Annotated in this window: 23 protein-coding genes and 1 pseudogene; 2 read left to right on the plus strand and 22 right to left on the minus strand. The window is 58.1% G+C overall.

Annotation, left to right across the window (positions count from 1 at the left end; all coding sequences use genetic code 11):
• Window positions 1-60: 60 nt before the first annotated feature.
• Together LOY35_RS28745 and LOY35_RS28750 are read left to right on the plus strand one after the other, a co-directional pair.
• Window positions 61-1,080: pseudogene (locus LOY35_RS28745) on the plus strand (cache domain-containing protein); the annotation flags it as partial.
• A complete protein-coding gene (locus LOY35_RS28750) occupies window positions 1,054-1,938 on the plus strand; it encodes a methyl-accepting chemotaxis protein (RefSeq protein WP_408981270.1) in 885 nt (294 codons plus the stop codon). The pseudogene LOY35_RS28745 and the gene LOY35_RS28750, both read left to right, overlap by 27 nt.
• A gap of 7 nt (window positions 1,939-1,945) precedes the next feature.
• Here the strand turns inward: LOY35_RS28750 and LOY35_RS28270 are convergent, their stop codons facing one another.
• The 22 genes from LOY35_RS28270 to rpmH all read right to left on the minus strand — a co-directional run bounded on the left by LOY35_RS28270 (window position 1,946) and on the right by rpmH (window position 23,505).
• A complete protein-coding gene (locus LOY35_RS28270) occupies window positions 1,946-3,103 on the minus strand; it encodes an ATP-binding protein (RefSeq protein WP_258629432.1) in 1,158 nt (385 codons plus the stop codon).
• Between the two features lie 145 nt (window positions 3,104-3,248).
• A complete protein-coding gene (glmS, locus tag LOY35_RS28275) occupies window positions 3,249-5,081 on the minus strand; it encodes a glutamine--fructose-6-phosphate transaminase (isomerizing) (RefSeq protein WP_258629434.1) in 1,833 nt (610 codons plus the stop codon).
• A 1-nt stretch (window position 5,082) separates the two neighbouring features.
• Entirely contained in the window at window positions 5,083-5,859 is a 777-nt protein-coding gene (locus LOY35_RS28280) for a DeoR/GlpR family DNA-binding transcription regulator (RefSeq protein ID WP_258629436.1), read from the minus strand.
• Between the two features lie 207 nt (window positions 5,860-6,066).
• On the minus strand, window positions 6,067-7,434 hold the full coding sequence (gene glmU, locus LOY35_RS28285; RefSeq protein WP_258629437.1) for a bifunctional UDP-N-acetylglucosamine diphosphorylase/glucosamine-1-phosphate N-acetyltransferase GlmU: 1,368 nt from the start codon (window positions 7,432-7,434) through the stop codon (window positions 6,067-6,069).
• A gap of 114 nt (window positions 7,435-7,548) precedes the next feature.
• A complete protein-coding gene (locus tag LOY35_RS28290) occupies window positions 7,549-7,974 on the minus strand; it encodes a F0F1 ATP synthase subunit epsilon (RefSeq protein ID WP_024777790.1) in 426 nt (141 codons plus the stop codon).
• A gap of 45 nt (window positions 7,975-8,019) precedes the next feature.
• Window positions 8,020-9,396, minus strand: a complete 1,377-nt coding sequence (atpD, locus tag LOY35_RS28295) for a F0F1 ATP synthase subunit beta (protein WP_024777789.1) — start codon at window positions 9,394-9,396, stop codon at window positions 8,020-8,022.
• A gap of 27 nt (window positions 9,397-9,423) precedes the next feature.
• A complete protein-coding gene (atpG, locus tag LOY35_RS28300; protein ID WP_030139034.1) occupies window positions 9,424-10,284 on the minus strand; it encodes a F0F1 ATP synthase subunit gamma in 861 nt (286 codons plus the stop codon).
• 50 nt (window positions 10,285-10,334) lie between these two features.
• Window positions 10,335-11,879, minus strand: a complete 1,545-nt coding sequence (atpA, locus tag LOY35_RS28305) for a F0F1 ATP synthase subunit alpha (RefSeq protein WP_024777788.1) — start codon at window positions 11,877-11,879, stop codon at window positions 10,335-10,337.
• A gap of 21 nt (window positions 11,880-11,900) precedes the next feature.
• On the minus strand, window positions 11,901-12,437 hold the full coding sequence (locus tag LOY35_RS28310) for a F0F1 ATP synthase subunit delta (protein ID WP_003187192.1): 537 nt from the start codon (window positions 12,435-12,437) through the stop codon (window positions 11,901-11,903).
• Between the two features lie 12 nt (window positions 12,438-12,449).
• On the minus strand, window positions 12,450-12,920 hold the full coding sequence (locus LOY35_RS28315; protein WP_030139033.1) for a F0F1 ATP synthase subunit B: 471 nt from the start codon (window positions 12,918-12,920) through the stop codon (window positions 12,450-12,452).
• 58 nt (window positions 12,921-12,978) lie between these two features.
• Window positions 12,979-13,236: a F0F1 ATP synthase subunit C gene (gene atpE / locus LOY35_RS28320; RefSeq protein WP_003097235.1), complete on the minus strand. Its 258-nt coding sequence runs from the start codon at window positions 13,234-13,236 to the stop codon at window positions 12,979-12,981.
• A gap of 134 nt (window positions 13,237-13,370) precedes the next feature.
• Window positions 13,371-14,240, minus strand: a complete 870-nt coding sequence (atpB, locus tag LOY35_RS28325) for a F0F1 ATP synthase subunit A (protein ID WP_024777786.1) — start codon at window positions 14,238-14,240, stop codon at window positions 13,371-13,373.
• A 16-nt stretch (window positions 14,241-14,256) separates the two neighbouring features.
• A complete protein-coding gene (locus LOY35_RS28330; protein WP_258629441.1) occupies window positions 14,257-14,664 on the minus strand; it encodes a F0F1 ATP synthase subunit I in 408 nt (135 codons plus the stop codon).
• Window positions 14,665-14,812: 148 nt separating this feature from the next.
• The gene (locus tag LOY35_RS28335; RefSeq protein WP_258629443.1) at window positions 14,813-15,685 is read right to left on the minus strand and encodes a ParB/RepB/Spo0J family partition protein; all 873 of its coding nucleotides are present in this window, start codon (window positions 15,683-15,685) and stop codon (window positions 14,813-14,815) included.
• A gap of 9 nt (window positions 15,686-15,694) precedes the next feature.
• On the minus strand, window positions 15,695-16,492 hold the full coding sequence (locus tag LOY35_RS28340; RefSeq protein WP_024777783.1) for a ParA family protein: 798 nt from the start codon (window positions 16,490-16,492) through the stop codon (window positions 15,695-15,697).
• An 18-nt stretch (window positions 16,493-16,510) separates the two neighbouring features.
• Window positions 16,511-17,146 carry a 16S rRNA (guanine(527)-N(7))-methyltransferase RsmG gene (gene rsmG, locus LOY35_RS28345; protein ID WP_258633765.1) on the minus strand — a complete coding sequence of 212 codons (636 nt, stop codon included), beginning with the start codon at window positions 17,144-17,146 and terminating at the stop codon, window positions 16,511-16,513.
• A gap of 5 nt (window positions 17,147-17,151) precedes the next feature.
• Entirely contained in the window at window positions 17,152-19,044 is a 1,893-nt protein-coding gene (gene mnmG / locus LOY35_RS28350; RefSeq protein ID WP_258629446.1) for a tRNA uridine-5-carboxymethylaminomethyl(34) synthesis enzyme MnmG, read from the minus strand.
• A 535-nt stretch (window positions 19,045-19,579) separates the two neighbouring features.
• Window positions 19,580-20,950, minus strand: a complete 1,371-nt coding sequence (gene mnmE / locus LOY35_RS28355; RefSeq protein ID WP_258629448.1) for a tRNA uridine-5-carboxymethylaminomethyl(34) synthesis GTPase MnmE — start codon at window positions 20,948-20,950, stop codon at window positions 19,580-19,582.
• Window positions 20,951-21,029: 79 nt separating this feature from the next.
• Window positions 21,030-22,712 carry a membrane protein insertase YidC gene (yidC, locus tag LOY35_RS28360; RefSeq protein ID WP_258629450.1) on the minus strand — a complete coding sequence of 561 codons (1,683 nt, stop codon included), beginning with the start codon at window positions 22,710-22,712 and terminating at the stop codon, window positions 21,030-21,032.
• 2 nt (window positions 22,713-22,714) lie between these two features.
• The gene (gene yidD, locus LOY35_RS28365; RefSeq protein WP_010465488.1) at window positions 22,715-22,960 is read right to left on the minus strand and encodes a membrane protein insertion efficiency factor YidD; all 246 of its coding nucleotides are present in this window, start codon (window positions 22,958-22,960) and stop codon (window positions 22,715-22,717) included.
• Window positions 22,953-23,354 carry a ribonuclease P protein component gene (gene rnpA / locus LOY35_RS28370; protein WP_258633768.1) on the minus strand — a complete coding sequence of 134 codons (402 nt, stop codon included), beginning with the start codon at window positions 23,352-23,354 and terminating at the stop codon, window positions 22,953-22,955. Before rnpA ends, yidD begins: the two co-directional genes overlap by 8 nt.
• Before the next feature lie 16 nt (window positions 23,355-23,370).
• Window positions 23,371-23,505, minus strand: a complete 135-nt coding sequence (gene rpmH / locus LOY35_RS28375) for a 50S ribosomal protein L34 (protein ID WP_003213577.1) — start codon at window positions 23,503-23,505, stop codon at window positions 23,371-23,373.
• Window positions 23,506-24,064 lie beyond the last annotated feature (559 nt).

A 24,064-nucleotide genomic window follows, 5' to 3' on the forward strand; every position in this document is an offset into this window, starting at 1 on the left:
CAACCCTGGCGGGGACCTCATAAAAACAAGACCTGACGAGCGTGCTTCATGGGCATCAGTATGAAATTCGGCCACAAGATCCTTCTCGGTGCCTGTGTCATCTCGGTGGCAGTATTCCTGTCGTTCTCACTGCTCAATGACCATCGACAACAAGCAAGTACCCGCGAAGCGCTGCACAGCAGCTTGCAGACCACGGGCAAGTTGCTCGGCGCCAACCTCGACAATTGGCTGGCCGGCCGACTGCTGCTGATCGAGGGCGCCGCCGAAACCATTGCCGCCGACCCCACCCCGGCTACCGTCAGCAGGATGCTTTCCCAAGAGATCATCACCAAGACCTTTATCGCCAGCTATGTCGGCTTCCAGGACAGCCGTTTCTTTATTTATCCCGAGCGGGTGATGCCCGATGGCTACGATGTTCGTCAGCGCCAGTGGTACAAGGAGGCGGCTGCCTCCCTCAGCCCTGTGCTGACCGAACCCTACATCGGCGCCGGCATCGATTATCTGATCATGACCGAGGCGGTGCCGATCAAGATCAACGGCAAGGCAGCCGGAGTATTCGGCGCGAGCCTGAGCCTGGAAAAGCTCGCCAGCATCGTCAACTCCGTCGATCTCAACGGCATCGGCTATGCCTTCCTGGTCAGTGACGACGGCAAGATCCTGGTCCATCCGGACAGCGCCTTGGTCACCAAGACTCTGGCCCAAGCATTTCCCGAAGGCGCGCCGGGTATCAACGGCAATCTGAATGAAGTACAGGAAAACGGCAGCCCCCGGATCGTCACGTTTACGCCGATCCACGGCCTGCCGTCGTTGCACTGGTCCATCGGCTTATCGGTGGACAAGGACAAGGCCTACGCCGCGCTCCAAGAGTTTCGCACCTCGGCCCTGATCGCCACGCTGATTGCGGTGCTGATCACCATCGCCTTGCTCGGCCTGTTGATCAACGCCCTGATGCGGCCATTACGCAATATGGGCTTGGCCATGCAATCAATTGCCGACGGCGAAGGCGATCTGACTCAACGCCTGCAGAGCCTGTCCCAAGACGAATTTGGCGTAATGGCCGGCGGATTCAACCGCTTCGTCGAACGCATCCAGCACTCGATACGCGAAGTACTGACTTCCAGTAGCCAACTCACCCAATTGGCCGCGCAGGTCAGCCAGGCGTCGCACTCGTCCCTGAAAAGCTCCGACACCCAGGCGGCGTTGACCCACAACATCGCCACAGCCATCAACGAACTGGGCGCCGCCGCCCAGGAGATCGCCCGCAGTGCCGCGCATGCGTCAAGCCGCGCCTCGGATACCAAGAACCAGACCCAGGAAGGCCAGCAGGTGGTGGAACGCAGTATCCGCGCCATGGCGCAGCTCTCATCACAAGTGCTCAATACCCGTCAGGACATCGAAAGCCTGAATGAGAAGACGTTGAAAATCGGCCGTATCCTCGACGTGATCAAGGGCATTTCCGACCAGACCAACCTGCTGGCCCTGAATGCCGCTATCGAGGCCGCCCGTGCCGGAGACGCCGGACGTGGTTTTGCAGTGGTCTCGGACGAAGTGCGCACCCTCGCCCATCGCACTCAACAATCGGCGCAGGAAATTCACAACATGATCGAGGAGTTGCAAAGCGGTGCCGGCAACGCCGTCAACGCCATGCTTGAAAGCCAGCGCCACAGCGACACCAACGTCAGTACAGCCAGGCTTGCCGGTGAACGGCTCAATCAGGTGCTGCAGGGCATTGGCGAGATCGACGAGATCAACCTATCCATGGCCACCGCCACCGAAGAACAAACCTCGGTGGTGGACAATCTGGATCGCGATATCAGCCACATCAATGACCTGAACCAGAAAACCGTCGGCAATCTGCAATCCACCTTGCAGGCGTGCAATGAACTGGAGAAGCAGTCGATCCGCCTGCAGCAGATGGTCAACACCTTCAAGATCTGAAGGTGATTCAGGACAGGCCTTCGAGCAAGCCTGCATCCCGTAGCAGATCCACGATCACCTGCTCATCTACCGCATAGACTCCACGCGAAGCCTTCCAGACCAATTTCTTCTCCTGAAGGGCCAGAAGCGCTTGCTGAACGCCAGGCACTTCTACCTTTATGTCGCTCTCTGCAATACCGGCCTGCGCCATCGCTTTCGCATACAGGTTCATCGTAGGGGCTTCGAAGGGCGCATAACTTTCGCCTTTGGCGCTCATGACGCGGATGACGGCGGACTGGATAGGCGTCAGGCTATGGATCACTTTCTGCAGATCTGCGTTGAGTTCGTCAGCTTGCGCCCGCACCCGCAAGGCGAACCGCTGCGGGACGATTTGCGGGTCTAATGCAAAATCGAACCTGATTTCGTCTGCGGCAGCACCGAGCAACTCAGGTCGGTAGCCGCCCTCCTTGAACAACTCGAACACGTTGCAGGGATCGAGCGGGTGGGGAAGGTCAACATTGGCACAGAACCAGTTGATGAAATCTTGATCCAGGGTTGGGAACGGCACCATAGAGGCTCCGAAAAACGCTTGATCCTTGCTGTTGCGCAGCATAGCCAACTTGTCCCGGTTTGATCCTGTACAAACGATGCGCAGGCCATGATGCTTCGAACTATTGAGCTCGTCCCTCGCCGCTTTCAATGCGAACAGAGCCGCTACACCTTCATCGGTGGTGATCGCATGCTGAGCTTCGTCGATGATCAGGACAATGATCTTTTTTGATTCATCCGAGAGCGCTGCAAGCGCCGTGGTCAAATCAATATCTTTACCGAGTCCGATCTTGTCCAGACTGAAGCTAAGGCCGCCAACGCTCACTTTCTCCATCCCGGCACTCTTCGCTAGACGCGTCACGAATCCTTCGCTGCGCCCAACAGCCTCCCGGACCGCCTGCACGATGACTAGACCTGGATTTTTTGTCTGGTCTTTCCAGAGATCGGCGTACAGGACAATCGCTCCCGCTTCTTCCAACGCAGGTCGCAAGTCTTCTCGGGCAAAGGTTGATTTGCCGGTACGTCGAGGAGCCGCGAGGAAGACACCCGAGCTGGCAGCGCTACCGATGGCGACTTGCATGATCAATTTTGAAAGGCGGGCAGCCAAAGCAGGGCGATGGTAGAACATTTCAGCCATTGGAAGGGCCTCTTCTATAGGAAACTATAGAGCGACTATAGACCAATTATTCGCCATGATTTCTTATCTATATAGAGAATTATAGAGAATTATAGAGCGACTATAGACCGATTATAGTCGCTCACGTCCGCAGCAGCCGCGCCTTTCACTCCACCGTCACAGACTTCGCCAGATTCCGCGGCTGGTCGACATCCGTCCCCTTGAGCACGGCCACGTAGTACGACAGCAATTGCAGCGGGATGGTATAGAGGATCGGCGCCAGGCTGTCGTGGATGTGCGGCATGTGCACCACGTGATTCCCTTCGCCATTGGTCATGCCGGCCTTTTCGTCAGCGAAGACGATCAACTGACCGCCACGGGCGCGCACTTCCTGGAGGTTGGACTTGAGTTTTTCCAGCAGCTCGTTGTTCGGCGCGACGGTGACCACCGGCATGTCGTTGTCCACCAGGGCCAGCGGGCCGTGCTTGAGCTCACCGGCCGGGTAGGCTTCGGCGTGGATGTAGGAAATTTCCTTGAGCTTCAAGGCCCCTTCCATTGCCACCGGGAATTGCGCACCACGGCCCAGGAACAGGGTGTGGTTCTTCTCGGCGAACAGTTCGGCAATTTTCTCCACGATGCTGTCCATCGCCAGGGCTTCACCCAGACGGGCCGGCAGGCGGCGCAGTTCTTCCACCAGTTTCGCCTCCACGCCCTCGGCCAGGGTCCCGCGCACCTGACCCAACGACAGGGTCAACAACAACAGGCCGACCAACTGGGTGGTGAAGGCCTTGGTCGAAGCCACGCCGATTTCGCGGCCGGCCTGAGTCAGCAGGGTCAAATCGGATTCACGCACCAGCGAGCTGATGCCGACGTTACAGATCGCCAGGCTGGCGAGGAAACCCAGGGCCTTGGCATTGCGCAGGGCTGCCAGGGTATCGGCGGTTTCACCGGACTGGGAGATGGTGACGAACAGCGTGTCCGGTTGCACCACCACCTTGCGGTAACGGAACTCACTGGCAACTTCCACCTGGCACGGAATACCGGCCAATTCCTCCAGCCAGTAACGGGCGACCATGCCAGCGTGATAGCTGGTGCCGCAGGCGACGATCTGCACATTGCGAACCTTGGCGAACAATTCGGCTGCCTGTGGGCCGAAAGCCTGGACCAATACCTGGCTCTGGCTCATGCGACCTTCCAGGGTACGTTGCACCACAGCCGGTTGTTCGTGGATTTCCTTGAGCATGAAGTGACGGAACTCGCCTTTGTCGGCGGCTTCGGCACCGTCTTGGTACTGCACGGTCTCGCGCTCTACCGCTTGGCCATCGAGATCCCAGATCTGCACGCTGTCGCGGCGGATTTCAGCGATGTCGCCTTCTTCCAGGTACATGAAACGGTCGGTGACCTGACGTAGCGCCAACTGGTCCGACGCCAGGAAGTTTTCCCCCAGGCCCAGGCCAATCACCAGCGGGCTGCCACTGCGGGCCGCCACCAGGCGATCCGGCTGTTTCGCGCTGATCACCGCCAGGCCATAGGCGCCGTGGAGTTCCTTGACGGTCGCCTTGAGGGCCACCGTCAGGTCCATCAGTTCCTTGAGCTTGTGATTGAGCAGATGAGCGATGACTTCAGTGTCGGTGTCCGAGGTGAACACGTAGCCCAAGGCCTTGAGTTGTTCGCGCAGGGCCTCGTGGTTTTCGATGATGCCGTTGTGCACCACTGCCAGGTCGCCGGAGAAATGCGGATGGGCATTACGTTCGCACGGCGCACCGTGGGTGGCCCAGCGGGTGTGGGCAATGCCCAGGCGACCGATCAGCGGCTCGGCTTCCAGCGCCTGCTCCAGCTCACTGACCTTGCCCGGCCGACGCATGCGCGCAAGTTGCCCATCGTTAGTGAGCACTGCCACACCCGCACTGTCATAGCCACGGTATTCCAGGCGCTTGAGGCCTTCGAGCAGGATGGCTGTGATGTTGCGTTCAGCAACGGCGCCGACAATTCCACACATGTTATTTCTCCTGGCTGACAGATGCGCAGATCACCTGGATGCCACGCGCCTGAATCTGATCGCGGGCCTCTACGGGCAGGCGATCATCGGTAATGAGGGTATGGACGCTGCTCCACGGCAGTTCCAGATTGGGGATCTTGCGGCCGATCTTGTCGGCCTCCACCATCACGATGACTTCACGGGCCACCTCAGCCATGACACGGCTCAGCCCCAGCAACTCGTTGAAGGTGGTGGTACCACGAACCAGGTCGATGCCGTCGGCACCGATGAACAGCTGGTCGAAGTCGTAGGAACGCAGGACCTGTTCGGCCACCTGGCCCTGGAAGGATTCGGAATGGGGGTCCCAGGTGCCGCCAGTCATCAACAACACCGGTTCGTGTTCCAGTTCGTTCAAGGCACTGGCGACGTACAACGAGTTGGTCATGACCACCAACCCCGGTTGCAGGCCGAGTTCAGGGATCATGGCGGCAGTGGTGCTGCCACTGTCGATGATGATCCGCGCATGTTCGCGAATCCGCTTCACCGCAGCCCGGGCGATGGCTTGCTTGTACTTGGAAACGGTCTGGGCGTTATCGGCCACCAACTCTTGCGGCATCGGGACCGCGCCACCGTAACGACGCAACAGCAGGCCATTGGTCTCCAGAGCGGCGAGATCCTTGCGAATCGTAACTTCCGAGGTTTCGAAGCGCTTGGCCAGCTCGTCCACACTGACCTCTCCCTGCTCCTGGAGCAAGGCAAGAATATTGTGGCGGCGTTGGGGGGTGTTGCGCTTTGACATGGCGGCTTAAGTTTCGATTCGAAAGATAACGTAAGCAATCAAAACCTATTGTGCTGCGATCGTCAAGGCGAAGGGAGAAAAATTCAGAAAGAATGAGGCCCTGTAGGAGCGAGCCTGCTCGCGATGGCGTTGTGTCAGTCGATGACTACTTGGCTGATATAACCGCTATCGCGAGCAGGCTCGCTCCCACTGGGAGTGTGGATAACTTCAGGATTTCTTGATTTTTTCCGGACGCTTCCAGCCGTCGATATTCTTCTGACGTGCGCGGCCCACGGCCAGTTGTCGGTTATCCACATTCTGGGTAATGGTCGAGCCGGCTGCCGTAGTCGCACCGCTGGAGATATCCACAGGGGCGACCAAGGAGTTGTTGGAGCCGATGAACACGTCCTCGCCCAGCACCGTTTTCCACTTGTTCGCGCCGTCATAGTTGCAGGTGATGGTGCCGGCGCCAATATTGGTGCGGGCGCCGACTTCAGCGTCACCCAGGTAGGTCAGGTGACCAGCTTTGGCGCCTTCACCCAAGTGGGCGTTCTTCAGCTCGACGAAGTTACCCACATGGGCGTGGGCCTCCAGCACAGAGCCAGGACGCAAACGGGCAAACGGGCCGGCATCGCTGCCTTCACCCATCACCGCACCGTCCAGGTGACTGTTGGCCTTGATCACCACGCCCTTGCGCAGGGTGCTGTCCTTGATCACGCAGTTCGGGCCGATGATCACGTCGTCTTCGATGACTACCTTGCCCTCGAGGATGACGTTGATGTCGATGACCACGTCGCGGCCCACACTGACTTCACCGCGCACATCGAAACGGGCCGGGTCACGCAGGGTCACGCCCTGGGCCATCAGGCGGCGAGCGGCGCGCAGTTGATAGTGGCGTTCCAGCTCGGCCAGTTGCCGACGATCATTGGCACCCTGCACTTCCATCGCATCCAGAGGCTGCTCGGTGGCAACCACCAGGCCGTCAGCCACCGCCATGGCAATCACATCGGTCAGGTAGTACTCACCTTGGGCATTGTTGTTCGACAGGCGACTCATCCAGTCACCCAGGCGCCCGGCAGGCAACGCCAGGATCCCGGTGTTGCCCTCGGTGATGGCGCGTTGGGCTTCGTTGGCATCCTTCTGCTCGACGATGGCGGTGACCTGGCCGTCGGCATCGCGCACGATGCGTCCGTAGCCGGTAGGGTCATCCAGCTCGACGGTCAACAGGCCCAGTTGTTGCGGGCCAACATGCTTGAGCAGGCGCTGCAACGTGTCCACTTCGATCAGCGGCACATCACCATAAAGAACCAGCACCGTGTCAGCGGTAATGAACGGCACTGCCTGGGCCACTGCGTGGCCTGTCCCGAGTTGTTTATCTTGCAGGACAAAATTCAGGTCATCGGCGGCCAGCCGTTCACGCACGGCATCGGCACCGTGACCGATCACCACGTGAATGCGCTGTGGATCGAGTTGGCGAGCGCTGTGGATAACATGACCGAGCATGGAGTTGCCAGCGATCGGATGCAGTACCTTGGGCAGCGCCGAACGCATGCGGGTGCCTTGGCCGGCCGCGAGGATAACGATTTCGAGAGACATGACGGGTACCAATCCTGGGTGGTCAATGACTGCGACCGGATGATGAGAGTCGCGAAAAGAAAAAAGGGTAGCCGAGGCTACCCTTTTTAATCAATCGCACAGAAAGCAGACGGCTTAACCGCCGAACTTCTTGCGGATCTGCTGGACGGTGCGCAGCTGGGCTGCGGCCTCGGCCAGACGTGCAGCAGCAGAACCGTAGTCGAAGTCTGCGCCTTTTTCGTGCAGGGCCTTCTCGGCAGCCTTGACGGCTTCCTGAGCGGAGGCTTCGTCCAGGTCGGCAGCACGTTGCACGGTGTCGGCAAGAACCTTGACCATGTTCGGCTGAACCTCGAGGAAACCACCAGAGATGTAGAACACCTCTTTTTCCCCGCCCTGCTTGGTCAGACTAATCGGACCTGGCTTCAAGCTGGTGATCAGCGGTGCGTGCCCCAGGGCGATACCAAGATCCCCCAGCTCACCATGCGCAACCACAAACTCGACCAGACCGGAGAAAATTTCCCCTTCCGCACTGACGATATCGCAATGGACTGTCATAGCCATCTGATTGCCTCAACCTAAATTAGCGCCCGTTTCCGGGCGCCGGGATTACAGTTTCTTGGCTTTCTCGATCGCTTCTTCGATGCCGCCGACCATGTAGAACGCTTGTTCTGGCAGGTGGTCGTAGTCACCGTTGAGGATGCCTTTGAAGCCAGCAATGGTGTCTTTCAGGGAAACGTATTTACCCGAGGCACCGGTGAAGACTTCAGCCACGAAGAACGGCTGCGACAAGAAACGCTGGATCTTACGAGCACGGTTTACCAACTGCTTGTCGGCTTCCGACAGCTCGTCCATACCCAGGATCGCGATGATGTCCTTCAGTTCTTTGTAACGCTGCAACACGTACTGAACGCCGCGAGCGGTTTCGTAGTGGTCGTTGCCGATCACGTTCGGATCCAGCTGGCGAGAAGTCGAGTCCAGTGGGTCTACCGCGGGGTAGATACCCAGGGAAGCGATGTCACGGGACAAAACGACGGTGGCGTCCAAGTGGGCGAAGGTGGTCGCTGGCGACGGGTCGGTCAAGTCGTCCGCTGGTACGTATACCGCCTGGATCGAGGTGATCGAGCCTTGCTTGGTCGAAGTGATGCGCTCTTGCAGCACGCCCATCTCTTCAGCCAGGGTCGGCTGGTAACCTACTGCCGAAGGCATACGGCCCAGCAGTGCGGATACTTCGGTACCGGCCAGGGTGTAACGGTAGATGTTGTCGACGAACAGCAGAACGTCGTTACCTTCGTCACGGAACTTCTCGGCCATGGTCAGGCCGGTCAGGGCTACGCGCAGACGGTTTCCCGGCGGCTCGTTCATCTGGCCATAGACCAGTGCCACTTTGTCCAGAACGTTGGAATCCTTCATCTCGTGGTAGAAGTCGTTACCCTCACGAGTACGCTCACCCACACCGGCGAACACGGAATAACCGCTGTGCTCGATGGCGATGTTACGGATCAGTTCCATCATGTTTACGGTCTTGCCTACACCGGCACCACCGAACAGACCGACTTTACCGCCCTTGGCGAACGGGCAAACCAGGTCGATAACCTTGATGCCGGTTTCCAGCAGCTCGTTGCCACCCGCCTGTTCAGCGAAGGTTGGCGCAGGACGGTGAATGCCCCAGCGCTCTTCGGTGTCAATCGGACCAGCTTCGTCGATCGGGTTGCCCAGTACGTCCATGATCCGGCCCAGGGTCGCTTTACCGACCGGTACGGAGATGGCTGCGCCAGTGTTGTTGACGTCCAGACCGCGCTTCAAGCCTTCGGTGGAGCCCATCGCAATGGTACGAACCACGCCGTCGCCCAGCTGCTGCTGAACTTCGAGGGTGGTTTCGGCGCCTTGAACCTTCAAGGCGTCGTAGATGCTCGGTACGTTGTCGCGTGGGAATTCCACGTCGATAACGGCGCCGATGATTTGAACGATACGTCCGCTACTCATAGCTGGATCCTCTGAATATTTGAACCGTTAAACCGCGGCAGCGCCGCCGACGATTTCCGAGATCTCTTGGGTGATCGCAGCCTGACGCGCCTTGTTGTAGATCAGCTGCAAATCGCTGATCAAATCACCGGCGTTGTCGGTAGCGTTCTTCATCGCGATCATCCGCGCGGCTTGTTCAGCTGCGTTGTTCTCGACCACCGCCTGGTACACCTGCGACTCCACGTAGCGGACCATCAAGCCGTCGAGCAGCTCCTTGGCATCCGGTTCGTAGAGGTAGTCCCAGTGGTGCTTGAGTTCCTGTTCCGGGGTCGCAACCAATGGAATCAACTGCTCCACGGTCGGCTGTTGCGTCATGGTGTTGATGAACTTGTTGGATACCACGGACAGGCGGTCGATCCGGCCTTCCAGGTAAGCATCCAGCATCACCTTGACGCTGCCGATCAGGTCATTGATCGACGGTTCTTCACCCAGGTGGCTGATAGCGGCGACGACGTTACCGCCGAAGTTGCGGAAGAAAGCCGCACCCTTGCTACCTACCACGCACAGATCGATCTCGACGCCTTGTTCGCGGTTTACCGCCATGTCCTTGACCAGGGCCTTGAACAGGTTGGTGTTCAAGCCACCGCACAGACCACGGTCACTGCTCACCACAACGTAACCGACGCGCTTGACGGCGCGATCGATCATGAACGGGTGGCGATATTCCGGGTTGGCGTTGGCCAGATGACCAATCACCTGGCGGATGCGCTCCGCATAAGGACGGCTAGCAGCCATGCGCATTTGTGCCTTGCGCATTTTGCTGACCGCCACTTTTTCCATGGCGCTGGTAATCTTTTGCGTGCTTTTGATGCTCGCAATCTTACTGCGAATCTCTTTTGCGCCTGCCATGTAACACCTATCAGGTTAGCAAGCGGGAGCCTTGCGGCTCCCGCTGCGGCTTACCAGGTTTGGGTGGCCTTGAACTTCTCGATACCGGCTTTGAGGCCAGCGTCGATTTCGTCATTGAAGTCACCCTTCACGTTGATCTTGGCCATCAAATCGGCGTGATCGCGGTTGAAGAAAGCAATCAGCGCTTGTTCGAAGCTGCCGATCTTGGCGATTTCAATGTCAGTCAGGAACCCACGCTCAGCGGCATACAGCGACAGCGCCATGTCAGCGATCGACATCGGTGCGTATTGCTTCTGCTTCATCAGCTCGGTAACGCGCTGACCATGCTCAAGTTGCTTACGGGTCGCTTCGTCCAGGTCAGATGCGAACTGGGCGAATGCCGCCAGTTCACGGTACTGAGCCAGAGCGGTACGGATACCACCGGACAGCTTCTTGATGATCTTGGTCTGAGCGGCACCACCTACACGGGATACCGAAACACCGGCGTTCACAGCAGGACGGATGCCCGAGTTGAACATGGCCGATTCCAGGAAGATCTGACCGTCGGTGATGGAGATCACGTTGGTCGGAACGAACGCGGAAACGTCGCCAGCCTGGGTTTCGATGATCGGCAGAGCGGTCAGGGAACCGGTCTTGCCAGTCACGGCGCCGTTGGTGAACTTCTCGACGTACTCTTCCGAAACGCGGGATGCGCGCTCCAGCAGACGGGAGTGGAGATAGAACACGTCGCCTGGGTAGGCTTCACGGCCTGGCGGACGGCGCAGCAGCAGGGAAATCTGGCGGTAAGCCACTGCTTGCTTGGACAGATCGTCATAAACGATCAGCGCGTCTTCACCGCGGTCGCGGAAGTATTCGCCCATGGTGCAACCGGAGTACGGTGCCAGGAACTGCAGTGCGGCCGATTCGGAGGCACTGGCAGCAACGATGATGGTGTTAGCCAGTGCACCGTTCTCTTCCAGTTTGCGAACCACGTTGGCGATGGTCGATTGCTTCTGACCGATTGCCACGTATACGCAGAAGATGCCGCTGTTTTTCTGGTTGATGATCGCGTCGATCGCCAGAGCGGTCTTACCGATCTGACGGTCACCGATGATCAGCTCACGCTGGCCACGGCCGACAGGGATCATGGCATCGACAGCCTTGTAGCCAGTCTGTACAGGCTGGTCTACCGACTTACGCCAGATCACGCCTGGAGCAACTTTCTCGACCGCGTCGGTCTCGGTGTTGTTCAGCGGACCTTTGCCGTCAACAGGGTTACCCAGTGCGTCGACTACGCGACCCAGCAGTTCCTTACCTACCGGAACTTCGAGGATGCGGCCGGTGCACTTGGCGCTCATGCCTTCAGCCAGAGTCGTGTAGGCGCCCAGTACAACAGCACCTACGGAGTCTTGCTCCAGGTTGAGGGCCATACCGTAGACGCCGCCCGGAAACTCGATCATCTCGCCGTACATGACGTCGGCCAGACCGTGAATCCGCACGATGCCGTCAGATACGCTGACGACAGTGCCTTCGTTACGGGCTTGGGAGGTCACATCGAGCTTTTCGATGCGGCCCTTGATAATTTCACTTATTTCGGAAGGATTGAGTTGCTGCATTGCTCTGCTGCCCCTTCAAACTCAAGATTTCAATGCTTCGGCAAGTTTCGCGATTTTGCCGCGAATCGAGCCATCGATAACCAGGTCGCCGGCGCGGATTACAACGCCCCCTATGAGGGACTTGTCTTCCTCGACTTGCAGGCGCACTTCCCGGTTGAGTCGTGCACTGAGAACCTTGGCGAGTTTGTCTTGCTGTTCTTGGTTCAATGCAAAAGCACTGGTGACTTCCACGTCTACCGATTTCTCCTGCTCGGCCTTGTACAGGTCGAACAGGGCGGCGATCTCCGGCAGAAGCGGGAGACGGTCGTTTTCAGCAACGACGTGGATGAAATTCTGTGCCTTGGCATCGAACTTGTCGCCGCACACGTCAATGAACGTGGCGGCCTTTTCTGCGCTCGTCAGTCGCGGGGCCTTGAGCACGCGCTGCATGGTGTCGTCTTGCGACACCGCTGCTGCCAGGCCGAGCATGGCTGACCAATTGGCCAGTTGCTGGTGGGCCTGAGCGTGCTCGAAGGCCGCCTTAGCGTAAGGTCGGGCCAACGTGGTCAGTTCTGCCATGATCGCCCTCGCTTAGATTTCAGCAGCCAGTTGGTTAACCAGCTCTGCGTGCGCGTTTTGATCGATTGTGGCACCCAGGATCTTCGAAGCACCGCCAACGGCCAGGCTACCCACTTGGGCACGCAGCGCGTCTTTGACACTGTTCAGTTCCTGTTCGATCTCGGCTTGAGCCTGAGCCTTCACACGGTCAGCTTCGACACGGGCCTGTTCACGGGCTTCGTCGACAATCTGGGTACCGCGTTTCTTGGCTTGCTCGATGATTTCAGCTGCCTGAGCTTTCGCTTCGCGCAGTTGCTGACCCACTTTCTCATGGGCCAACTCCAGGTCGCGAGCTGCTCGGCTGGCAGCGTCCAGACCATCAGCGATCTTCTTTTGACGTTCGTGCAGCGCCGCAATGACCGGAGGCCATACGAACTTCATGCAGAACAGTACAAAAATCAGGAACGCAACGGACTGGCCAATCAGGGTCGCATTAATGTTCACGCCAACACCTCGCAGTTACGTTGTCCATCACACCAAACTACTCGAGAGATCCGAGTAATTAGCCAGCGATCTGACCAACGAACGGGTTCGCAAAGGTGAAGAACAGAGCGATACCAACACCGATCATGGTTACGGCGTCGAGCAGACCGGCAACGATGAACATTTTGACTTGCAGCATTGGAACCATTTCTGGCTGACGCGCAGCGCCTTCCAGGAACTTGCCGCCCAACAGGCCGAAACCAATTGCGGTACCCAGTGCGCCCAGGCCGATCAACAGTGCAACAGCGATAGCGGTTAGACCAACTACAGTTTCCATCTTTCCTCCCGACTTTTACGTCGTATGGTTTAGGTTTTTTTAATTTAAAGCGGTAAAACAAATCGTTTTGTCATGGCCTGTTCGGGCCCCTTCCCGTTTGACCGGGAAGGACATCAGACTAGTCGAGACTGGCCTTAATGGTTTTCTTCGTGCGCCATCGACAGGTAAACGATGGTCAGCATCATGAAGATGAACGCCTGCAGGGTGATGATCAGGATGTGGAATACAGCCCACGCCCACTGCAGTACAACGCCCAGGCCACTGAGCCAGAGCAGGCCGCTGCCGAACATCACAGCGATCAGGATGAACACCAGTTCGCCGGCATACATGTTACCGAACAGACGCAGAGCCAGAGAGATAGGCTTGGCGATCAGGGTCACGAACTCCAGCAGGAAGTTCACCGGGATCAGCAGGGCTTGAACGAGGATGTTCTTGCTGCCGAACGGGTGCAGGGTCAGTTCGCCGATGAAGCCGCCGATGCCCTTGACCTTGATGCTATAGAAAATGATCAGTGCGAAAACCGAGAACGCCATGCCCAGGGTCGCGTTCGGGTCGGTGGTCGACACGGCGCGGAACGGGATGTGGTGGTCTCCGGAGATCAGGATGGCCAGTTGAGGAATCCAGTCGACCGGTACCAGGTCGACGGCGTTCATCAGGAACACCCAGACGAAGATGGTCAGTGCCAACGGTGCGATCACCGGGCTACGACCGTGGAAGCTGTCCTTCACGCTGCCGTCGACGAACTCGACCAGGACTTCAACGAAGTTCTGCAAGGCACCTGGCTGGCCCGAAGTCGCCTTCTTGGCTGCCATGCGGAAAAGGAAAACGAAGATCAGACCCAGCGCGACCGACCAGCCGAGGGTATCGACGTGGAAAGCCCAGAAACCCATTTCCTTGGCTTCTGCTGCGGAGTGGGCAAAGCCCCAGCCGCCGTTGGGTAGCTGACCGAAGGTCAGGTTCTGCAAGTGGTGCTGGATATAGCCCGAAGCGGTTGTCTCTGCCATGGTTGCCTCAAACGCCCTAAGGTCTCGAAAGTCTTGTTCTCATTAGCAGGGGAGCGAACCAGTTGACCATTTGGATCAACAGAAAGACACCGAATACAGCCAGTGGTGCCAACGGCTTCACACCTGCGAACGTCAGTGCAAACAGCACTGCCGTCAAAATCAGTTTCCCCGCCTCGCCGGCATAAAAAGACCGGACGATGGCTTGGGCTGCTCGGGCGCCGGAAAACCGAAATGCCCTGTGAGCGAAATAAATATTGGGGAGCAAGGCTATCAGGCCTCCGCAAAGGCCCGAGTATCCGGCGACGACTCCTTTCCATTGCCAGAGCGCCAATGAGGCGATCAGTACAACGACCAGTTGGGTCATCAACACCGGGAAAACAGCCAGACGATGGAATGGCAGGCGGTTTGGCGTGCGGGTTTCCATCGCTTTTGCTCTCCAATGGTCGGCTGCCTGAAATCAATAACTTGGCATAATTTGTGCCGACAAAATGCGCGCAGAGTATAGGGGCGGTTCTGCCCCTATTCAACTGCCAGGTAGTGATTTCCGACTGCACGCTACAAGAGCAATTGTTTCAACGAATGTGCGCGAGGACGCCTTGCAGCTCATCGAGGGAGTTGTAACCGATTACCAATTGCCCCTTGCCCTTCTTGCCGTGGCGAATCTGCACCGTAGAGCCCAGCCGCTCGGCCAGACGCTGTTCCAGACGAGCGATATCCGGGTCCGCTTTGGGGGCTTCGACAGGGGCTGGTTTACCGCTCAACCATTGGCGAACCAGTGCCTCGGTTTGGCGCACGGTCAGGCCTCGTGCGACAACATGTCGCGCCCCTTCAACCTGTTGATTTTCCGGCAAACCGAGCAAGGCCCGGGCATGACCCATTTCCAGGTCGCCATGGGAGAGCATTGTCTTGATGACTTCCGGCAATGCAATCAAACGCAACAGGTTGGCCACGGTCACGCGGGACTTGCCCACCGCCTCGGCGACCTGTTGCTGCGTCAGCTGGAACTCCTGTTGCAGGCGCTGCAGGGCGACCGCTTCCTCGATCGGGTTGAGGTCTTCACGCTGGATGTTTTCGATCAGCGCCATGGCGATGGCGGTTTCATCCGATACGTCGCGCACCATCGCCGGAATGGTTTCCTGTCCGGCCTGCTGACTGGCGCGCCAGCGGCGTTCGCCGGCAATGATCTCGAAGCGCCCGTTGCCGATCGACCGGACCACGATCGGCTGCATCACGCCTTGGGCCTTGATCGACTGGGCCAGTTCTTCCAGCGCCTGCGGGTCCATGTCCCGGCGCGGCTGGTATTTGCCGCGCTGGATCAGGTCCAGCGGCAGGTGTTGCAGCTCACGCTGATCGGCCTGTACGGCCTGGTCTTCCAGCGCGCTGACCGTGGGACCGCTGAGCAGCGCGTCCAGTCCACGTCCGAGACCACGTTTCTTGACGGCCATGGGGTTTCCTTAAGTTGGCTGGGCGGCAGCGGTGCGTGGGTTGCGGCGCTGACGGCGAACCATTTCGCCCGCCAGGGCCAGGTAAGCCAGCGCACCACGGGATTGTTTGTCGTAGGCCAGGGCCGGCATGCCGTAGCTCGGAGCTTCGGCCAAGCGGATGTTACGTGGGATGACCGTGTCGTAGAGTTGCTCGCCGAAGTGTTCCTTGAGCTGCACCGATACGTCGTTCATCAGGCTCAGGCGCGGGTCATACATGGTCCGCAGCAGGCCTTCGACCTTCAGGTCCGGGTTCAGCAATTCGGAGATGCGCTTGATGTTATCCACAAGGTCGCTCAACCCTTCCAGGGCGAAGTACTCGCACTGCATGGGGATAATGACCCCATCGGCGGCCACCAGGGCGTTGAGGGTCAGCATCGACAGCGACGGCGGACAGTCGATCAGGATGTAATCGTAGTTCTCCCGGATCGGCGCCAATGCGCTGCGCAGACGGCTTTCTTTCATCTGCATTTCCAGCAGCACCACTTCGGCCGCCGTCAGGTCACGGTTGGCCGGCAGCAGTTGATAACCGCCGTGCTCGGAAAAGTGCATGGCCTGGCCCAGATCGCATTCACCGATCAGGACATCGTAGATGGAGTTCTCCAGGCCATGTTTATCCACACCGCTGCCCATGGTGGCGTTGCCCTGTGGATCAAGGTCGATCAACAGCACCCGGCGCTTGGTGGCGACCAGGGATGCTGCGAGGTTGATGCAGGTGGTGGTCTTGCCCACACCACCCTTCTGGTTCGCTATCGCGAATACCTTAGCCATTCTTGCTTGTGTTCCCAATCATGCCGTGCGGCGCAGTATCAGCAGATGGCGTTGGCCTTGGCAACCGGGTACGGCCAGGGCGTGTTCGCTATCGAGGTGGAAATCCGACGGCAATGCTACCAGCTCATCGGCCGGATGGACGCCCTTCATTGCCAGCCAGCGTGTTTCGACATCGCCCAGGTGGCGAGTCCAGTTGCTGAAGTTCTCCATACTGCTGAATGCCCGGGAGATGATCCCGTTGAACGGCTGTGCAGGTTGAAACGCTTCGACCCGGCTGTGGATAACTTGCAGGTTGTCCAGCTTGAGCTCGAGTTTGACCTGGGTCAGGAAGCGGGTTTTCTTGCCGTTGCTGTCCAGGCAGGTCACTTGTGAGTCCGGAAACAGGATCGCCAGCGGGATGCCTGGCATGCCACCGCCGCTGCCCACATCGAGCCAGCGACCGTTTTCGATGAAAGACATCACGCTGAGGCTGTCGAGCAGATGCCTCGAGACCATTTCATCCGGATCGCGCACGGCGGTGAGGTTGTAGGCCTTGTTCCATTTGATTAACAACGCCAGGTAACCCAGCAGTTGCGCGTGCTGGGCTTCGTTCAGGCTGACCCCGAGTTGGCGGGCACCTGTGGATAACTCTTCGGCGTGTTGCGAGGTGACCATCGAACTCAAGCGCTTTGCTCCAACTGACGGCCCGCGCCGCGTTTTTTCAAGTGAATCATCAACAGGGAAATCGCCGCCGGGGTTACGCCAGGGATGCGCGACGCCTGACCCAGGGTTTCCGGTCGGGTTGTGCCGAGCTTGCTCTGGATTTCCTTCGACAGGCCGGAAATGACCGTGTAATCGATATCCACAGGCAGTTTGGTGTCCTCGCTGGCGCGCAGACGGGCAATTTCGTCCTGCTGGCGGTCGATGTAGCCGGCGTACTTGGTCTTGATCTCGACCTGTTCGGCGACCTGCGGATCATCCGCGCCCTGACCGGTCACTTCCACCAGCCCGGCGTAATCGATTTCCGGCCGGCTCAACAGGTTGAGCAAGTTGTATTCGTGCGTCAGCGGCGTGCCGAACTTTGCCGCGATGGCATCACCCTGTTCGGTACCGGGACGAACCCAGGTGCTTTTCAGCCGCTGTTCTTCCAGTTCGATCTCTTCGCGTTTTTTGCAGAACGCGGCCCAACGCACGTCATCCACCAGACCCAGCTCGCGGCCTTTCTCGGTCAGGCGCAGATCGGCATTGTCTTCGCGCAGGATCAGGCGATATTCCGCTCGGGAGGTGAACATCCGATACGGTTCCTGGGTGCCCAGGGTAATCAGGTCGTCCACCAGTACACCGATGTACGCTTCATCGCGACGCGGGCACCAGCTGTCCCTGCCCTGAGCGCGCAAGGCAGCGTTGGTCCCGGCCAGCAAACCCTGGGCCCCGGCCTCTTCGTAGCCGGTGGTGCCGTTGATCTGCCCGGCAAAGAACAGGCCGCCGATGACTTTGGTTTCCAGGCTGTACTTCAGGTCACGGGGATCGAAGTAGTCGTATTCGATGGCGTAGCCCGGACGAACGATGTGCGCGTTTTCCATGCCACGGATCGACTGCACGATCTGCAACTGCACATCGAACGGCAGGGAAGTCGAGATCCCGTTGGGGTAAAGCTCATGGGTCGTCAGGCCTTCCGGTTCGATGAAGACCTGATGGCTTTCCTTGTCGGCAAAGCGATGGATCTTGTCTTCGATCGACGGGCAATAACGAGGACCGACACCTTCGATCACACCGGAATACATCGGCGAGCGATCCAGGTTGGCGGCAATGATCTCGTGGGTACGGGCATTGGTGTGGGTAATCCAGCAGCTCACCTGTTGCGGGTGCTGCTCTTTCGATCCCATGAAGGACATCACCGGGATCGGCGTATCACCCGGTTGTTCAGTCATGACCGAGAAATCCACGGACCGACCGTCAATTCGCGGCGGCGTACCGGTTTTCAGGCGACCTACGCGCAGGGGCAATTCACGCAGACGCTGAGCCAAGGCAATCGACGGTGGATCGCCCGCGCGGCCGCCGGAGTAGTTCTGCATGCCGATGTGGATAAGTCCGCCGAGGAAGGTCCCGGTGGTCAACACCACGGAATCGGCGAAGAAACGCAGGCCCATCTGGGTGACAACACCACGAACTTGGTCCTGTTCGACGATCAGATCATCGGCCGCTTGTTGAAATATCCACAGGTTCGGCTGGTTTTCCAGAATTTCGCGGACAGCCGCCTTGTACAAGACCCGGTCGGCCTGGGCACGAGTGGCCCGTACCGCGGGGCCTTTGCGGCTGTTCAACACGCGAAACTGGATACCGCCCTTATCGGTAGCCATCGCCATCGCCCCGCCGAGGGCGTCGATTTCCTTGACCAGATGGCTTTTGCCAATGCCACCGATGGCCGGGTTGCAGCTCATGGCACCGAGGGTTTCCACGTTATGCGTCAACAGCAGGGTTTTTACACCCATGCGCGCTGATGCAAGTGCTGCCTCGGTACCGGCATGACCGCCGCCGATGACGATCACTTCAAAACGGGAAGGGAAATCCACCACGCACCTCGTGCCTGCTTAATTCAGGTAATTCGGAAATAGGTTATGAGCCTGGTCCGAACGTTTTCTGGACCAGGTCGGCAAGTATAGGGACTTCCCCTTTCCTAAAGAACCCTTTGCACAAAATTTAACCAGCTGTGGAGAACTCGCGGTTAAAAAAATAAAAAAGAAAGAAATTTATAAAATCTTTGTTTTTATGTTTATTCTTACTGCCCAACCTTTCTGTGGATAAACCTCTGTACGCCTTTATTTTCAATGTGTACAGAGATCCTGAACCCTGTGGTCATCTGGCGCTGAGGGGGTTGGATAACCGGTGTAAGCCTGTGGATTAAGTGATAGGTTATCCACAGAGCGGGTTGTCTTCACTTTTCGAGGGGGTTTATCAACTGAGCTCAACGTCAGTTACTCACAGGGCTTAATCCACAAACGGAACGCAAATCCGCCCATGGGCAAGCCGCCATGAAAGGCAATCGAGAGAAAGAAAAGAGAAGCCGGGCCGCAGGGAACGCAATGTGCAGCCCGTTTGGAGGAGGACTTACTTACCGATGCAAAAGCTGGAGAAAATCCGGCCCAACAAGTCATCGGAGCTGAAGGCGCCGGTGATTTCCCCCAGGAACTGCTGGGCCTGGCGCAAATCTTCGGCCAGCAATTCGCCGGCACCTGCCAGCGTCAGCTGTGCGCGACCGTGTTCCAGCGCGGCGCTGGCATGACGCAAGGCTTCGAGGTGACGACGCCGGGCGCTGAAGCTGCTTTCCGAGGTTTGCTCGTAGCCCATGCAGGCCTTGAGATGTTCACGCAGCAGTTCCAGGCCCTCTCCCGCGGCTTTTGCGCTCAGGCTGATGGTCACGTGGCCATCGGCACTGACCTCGAGGACGATCGCTTCGCCGGTCAGGTCGGCTTTGTTACGGATCAACGTGACTTTCGCCGGGTCCGGGCGCACTTCGAGGAACTCGGGCCACAGCGCAAAAGGATCATCCGCTTCCGGTGCCGTCGCATCGACCACCAGCAACACGCGATCGGCCTCGCCAATGGCCTTCAGTGCCCGCTCAACGCCAATCTTTTCCACCTGGTCATCGGTATCGCGCAACCCGGCGGTATCCACAACGTGTAGCGGCATGCCGTCGATGTGGATATGTTCACGCAAGATGTCCCGGGTGGTGCCGGCGATCTCCGTGACAATCGCCGCCTCACGGCCTGCGAGGGCATTGAGGAGGCTGGATTTGCCGGCATTCGGTCGGCCGGCGATCACCACGGTCATGCCGTCGCGTAACAAGGCACCTTGTCCCGCTTCCCGCAGTACTGTGGATAACTCATCACGCACTTTGTCGAGCAGGCTCAGTACATGGCCATCGGCGAGGAAGTCGATTTCCTCTTCGGGAAAGTCGATGGCGGCCTCGACGTAGATTCGCAGGCCGATCAGTTGTTCGGTCAGGCCGTGCACACGCTGGGAGAACGCGCCCTGCAAGGAGCGCAAGGCATTGCGGGCAGCCTGGGCCGAACTGGCTTCGATCAGGTCGGCAATCGCTTCGGCCTGGGCCAGATCGAGTTTGTCGTTGAGGAAGGCCCTTTCACTGAATTCCCCCGGCCGGGCCAGGCGACAACCGAGTTCAAGGCAACGCTTGAGCAGCATATCCAGCACGATGGGTCCGCCGTGGCCCTGCAGTTCCAGCACGTCTTCACCGGTGAATGAATTCGGCCCCGGGAAATACAGCGCGAGGCCTTCGTCGAGCACCTGCTGGTCGTCACTGAAGAATGGGCCGTAGTGAGCAAACCGTGGCTTGAGCTCACGACCGCTGATGGCCTTGGCCGCGACACTGGCCAGGGGGCCCGAAATGCGGACGATGCCAACGCCGCCGCGACCTTGGGCGGTGGCAACGGCGGCGATGGTTTCACGAGGTGTGCTCATAAACCGGTATCCAGACAAAAGTGACAGATAGCAAAACGCCCCACTAGGGGGCGTTTTGTGTGGTTATCCACAGTGCAAGTTACGCCTCGGCTTTCTTCGTAGCCGATTCGATCTTACGCGTGATGTACCACTGTTGAGTAATGGACAACACGTTGTTCACAACCCAGTACAGCACCAGACCGGCCGGGAACCACAGGAAGAAGAAGGTGAAGATGATCGGCATCATCTTCATGACCTTCGCCTGCATCGGGTCCGGAGGCGTCGGGTTCAGCTGCTGCTGGATGAACATGGTGGCGCCCATGATGATCGGCAGGATGAAGAACGGATCCTTGATCGACAGGTCAGTAATCCACAGCATGAACGGCGCCTGGCGCATCTCTACGCTTTCCAGCAGAACCCAGTACAGCGACAGGAACACAGGCATCTGTACGAGAATCGGCAAGCAACCACCCAGCGGGTTGATCTTCTCTTTCTTGTACAGCTCCATCATGGCCTGGGACATTTTCTGCCGGTCATCGCCATGTTGCTCTTTCAGAGCGGCCAGTTTCGGTGCCACGGCACGCATGCGAGCCATGGATTTGTAACTGGCGGCCGACAATGGGAAGAACAACCCCTTGATCAGCATGGTCAGGAAGATGATCGACCAGCCCCAGTTACCGACGATGCTGTGGATATGTTGCAACAGCCAGAAGATCGGCTGGGCAATGAACCACAGGAAACCGTAGTCCACGGTCAATTCCAGACCTGGGGACAGCTGTTTCAGTACAGCCTGGCTTTTTGGACCGGCATACAACGTAGCGCTGGTTTCAGCCTTGGCACCCGGCGCAGCGGTCAATGCAGGACCGGTGTAGCCAATGATGTAGTTGCCTTTGCTGTCCTTGCGGGTCTGGACGATATTGCTTTCGTCCTTCTGCGGGATCCAGGCGGTTACAAAATAGTGCTGCAACCAGGCAACCCAGCCACCTTGCACGGTTTCCTTGAGCTGCGCCTTGTCCATGTCTTTCATGGACACTTTCTTGTACGGCTCCGAACTTGTCCACAGGGCGGCGCCCAGGTAAGTCGCGGTGCCGGTGGCGGTGCTGGAGGAAGGATCGGCGCTGGCATCTCGCTTCAACTGCGCGAACATCGCACCGGACCAGGGCTGGGCGCTCTGGTTGTCGATCAGGTAGGACACGACCACGTCGTACAGGCCACGTTTCAGGGTGAAACGCTTGATGTAGTTGACGCCATCCTTGCTGAACTTCAGGTCCACGACCAATTGATCCTGACCGTCGGCCAGTTGATAACTCTTCTTCTCCGAAGCGTAGACCGGACGACCGGCCGGGCTGGCGTCCGGACCATTGGCGCCGATCAGGCCGCTCTGGGCCAGATAGGTCCGCTCGTTACCGTTATCGAACAGCTGGAACGGAATGTCCGGATGATCCTGGCGACGTGGATAAAGCGGCAGCGTCAGTTGGGCGATGTCACCCCCCTGTGGATCGATTGCCAGCTGGAGCACGTCAGTCTTGATCTGGATCAGATCCTTGCTTGCAGCCACCGGGGCTTCGGCAGGCGCACTGGTATCGCTCGCCGCGCGTGGAATGTCATCACTGCTGGCAGCGTTGGTACCGGAAGTGGTGTCCGGCAGGCTCGGTGCGGTATTGCTGGCTGCAACATTCTGAGTCGGCAGGGCAGCCTGGCCATAATCCTGGTTCCATTTAAGAACCATGACGTAGGACACGATTGCCAGGGCGACGATCAGGATCGTGCGTTTGATATCCATGATTACTCGGCCATCGAAGAAGAACGGGAGGTAGGGATAGGCGGAACCGGGTCATAACCGCCGGGATTCCACGGATGACAGCGACCTAAACGACGAAAGGTCAGCCAGCCACCGCGCAGAAGGCCATGATTTTCTATGGCTTCGTACGCGTAGCAGGAGCAGCTGGGGTAGAAACGACAGTGACTGGCCATCAGGGGACTAATGGCGTAGCGGTAAAACTGGATCGGAACGAGTGCCAGTTTACGCATCGGGACTGTCTACCCCTGCAGTTTCGGTGTTGACTGGTGTTGCTGGCTTGTTACGGGCCAGACGTTTCCAGAGTTTGCCGAAATGCTGAATCAGTTCAGGGTTTTCTACGTCCCCCAAACCTTTGCGCGCGACGATAACGATGTCCCATCCGACCAGTGAATCCTGATTCAGTCGGAACGATTCGCGCATCAGACGTTTGAGGCGGTTGCGCTGCACGGAGAGCTTGACGCTCTTTTTCCCGATAACCAGCCCGAGACGGGGGTGATCGAGATCGTTGCTGCGCGCAAGGAGCAGGAGATTTTTCCCCGGAACCTTGCCGGTAGGGGAGTCAAAGACTGCCTTGAAATGCCGGGGTGTAAGCAGACGCTTTTCCCGACTGAAGTCCTGACTCACCTCCAGTGCCGGATTATCAAACTGCCAGACGCGCACGACCTTTGGCGCGACGACGCGACAGGACGGCGCGACCGTTCTTGGTAGCCATGCGAGCACGGAAACCGTGGGTACGAGCGCGTTTGATAGTGCTTGGTTGGAAAGTACGTTTCATGTCGTGTTACCTGGTTCGTCCACAACGGGCCGGAATGGCCCCCGTTTTAAGAGACCGGGGATTCTAGAGAAAGCAAGCCCGTAGGTCAATTTCCAACCAACGTTTCCTTTAAATAGATGTTCAAGCTTCTGACCCTGGACCCCGTCGCGCAAGATATAGAAATAAAGAAGGGAATTATTTAAAGCTTTTTCTGTGAATCTTATAAAAGCTAGGCAGCCTCCTTTCTGTGGATAACTGCGTTTAGCCCTTTTAAATCGCCATGTACAGAGAATGACAACTACAGGGGAAAGCAGTGCCAAGCCTGTGCTGCGGGGTCGGATAAGCTGTGTGTGGAAAGGCGGGTTATCCACAGGGCGCTTATCCACCGAGTTTCCCCTCCACTTGTACAACGACCTCAGGGCCGGTTATCCACAGAGCTTATCCACTGACCACCTGTCGTCTTTTTAAGGGTTAACGCATTGATAAATCGTGGATGAGGATGAACCTGCGTGTGGATAAGTGGACGCCTGCTCGCTACAATGGCCGCTTGTTTTTGCCTCACCGGCTTTCAACTTAGGGG

The sequence above is a fragment of the Pseudomonas sp. B21-028 genome (assembly GCF_024749045.1).
In the GTDB taxonomy this organism is placed as follows: domain Bacteria; phylum Pseudomonadota; class Gammaproteobacteria; order Pseudomonadales; family Pseudomonadaceae; genus Aquipseudomonas.

Bases quoted from the DNA above. Each gene is read 5' to 3' on its own strand.
- mnmE (WP_258629448.1), bottom strand. From the start codon at position 20,950: ATGAGCACACCTCGTGAAACCATCGCCGCCGTTGCCACCGCCCAAGGT.
- atpE (WP_003097235.1), bottom strand. From the start codon at position 13,236: ATGGAAACTGTAGTTGGTCTAACCGCTATCGCTGTTGCACTGTTGATC.
- atpG (WP_030139034.1), bottom strand. From the start codon at position 10,284: ATGGCAGGCGCAAAAGAGATTCGCAGTAAGATTGCGAGCATCAAAAGC.
- glmU (WP_258629437.1), bottom strand. From the start codon at position 7,434: ATGTCTCTCGAAATCGTTATCCTCGCGGCCGGCCAAGGCACCCGCATG.
- yidD (WP_010465488.1), bottom strand. From the start codon at position 22,960: ATGCGTAAACTGGCACTCGTTCCGATCCAGTTTTACCGCTACGCCATT.
- rsmG (WP_258633765.1), bottom strand. From the start codon at position 17,146: ATGGTCACCTCGCAACACGCCGAAGAGTTATCCACAGGTGCCCGCCAA.
- LOY35_RS28290 (WP_024777790.1), bottom strand. From the start codon at position 7,974: ATGGCTATGACAGTCCATTGCGATATCGTCAGTGCGGAAGGGGAAATT.
- LOY35_RS28330 (WP_258629441.1), bottom strand. From the start codon at position 14,664: ATGGAAACCCGCACGCCAAACCGCCTGCCATTCCATCGTCTGGCTGTT.
- LOY35_RS28310 (WP_003187192.1), bottom strand. From the start codon at position 12,437: ATGGCAGAACTGACCACGTTGGCCCGACCTTACGCTAAGGCGGCCTTC.
- atpD (WP_024777789.1), bottom strand. From the start codon at position 9,396: ATGAGTAGCGGACGTATCGTTCAAATCATCGGCGCCGTTATCGACGTG.
- atpB (WP_024777786.1), bottom strand. From the start codon at position 14,240: ATGGCAGAGACAACCGCTTCGGGCTATATCCAGCACCACTTGCAGAAC.
- LOY35_RS28340 (WP_024777783.1), bottom strand. From the start codon at position 16,492: ATGGCTAAGGTATTCGCGATAGCGAACCAGAAGGGTGGTGTGGGCAAG.
- glmS (WP_258629434.1), bottom strand. From the start codon at position 5,081: ATGTGTGGAATTGTCGGCGCCGTTGCTGAACGCAACATCACAGCCATC.
- atpA (WP_024777788.1), bottom strand. From the start codon at position 11,879: ATGCAGCAACTCAATCCTTCCGAAATAAGTGAAATTATCAAGGGCCGC.
- yidC (WP_258629450.1), bottom strand. From the start codon at position 22,712: ATGGATATCAAACGCACGATCCTGATCGTCGCCCTGGCAATCGTGTCC.
- rpmH (WP_003213577.1), bottom strand. From the start codon at position 23,505: ATGAAACGTACTTTCCAACCAAGCACTATCAAACGCGCTCGTACCCAC.
- LOY35_RS28335 (WP_258629443.1), bottom strand. From the start codon at position 15,685: ATGGCCGTCAAGAAACGTGGTCTCGGACGTGGACTGGACGCGCTGCTC.
- LOY35_RS28750 (WP_408981270.1), top strand. From the start codon at position 1,054: ATGGCCGGCGGATTCAACCGCTTCGTCGAACGCATCCAGCACTCGATA.
- LOY35_RS28280 (WP_258629436.1), bottom strand. From the start codon at position 5,859: ATGTCAAAGCGCAACACCCCCCAACGCCGCCACAATATTCTTGCCTTG.
- LOY35_RS28270 (WP_258629432.1), bottom strand. From the start codon at position 3,103: ATGGCTGAAATGTTCTACCATCGCCCTGCTTTGGCTGCCCGCCTTTCA.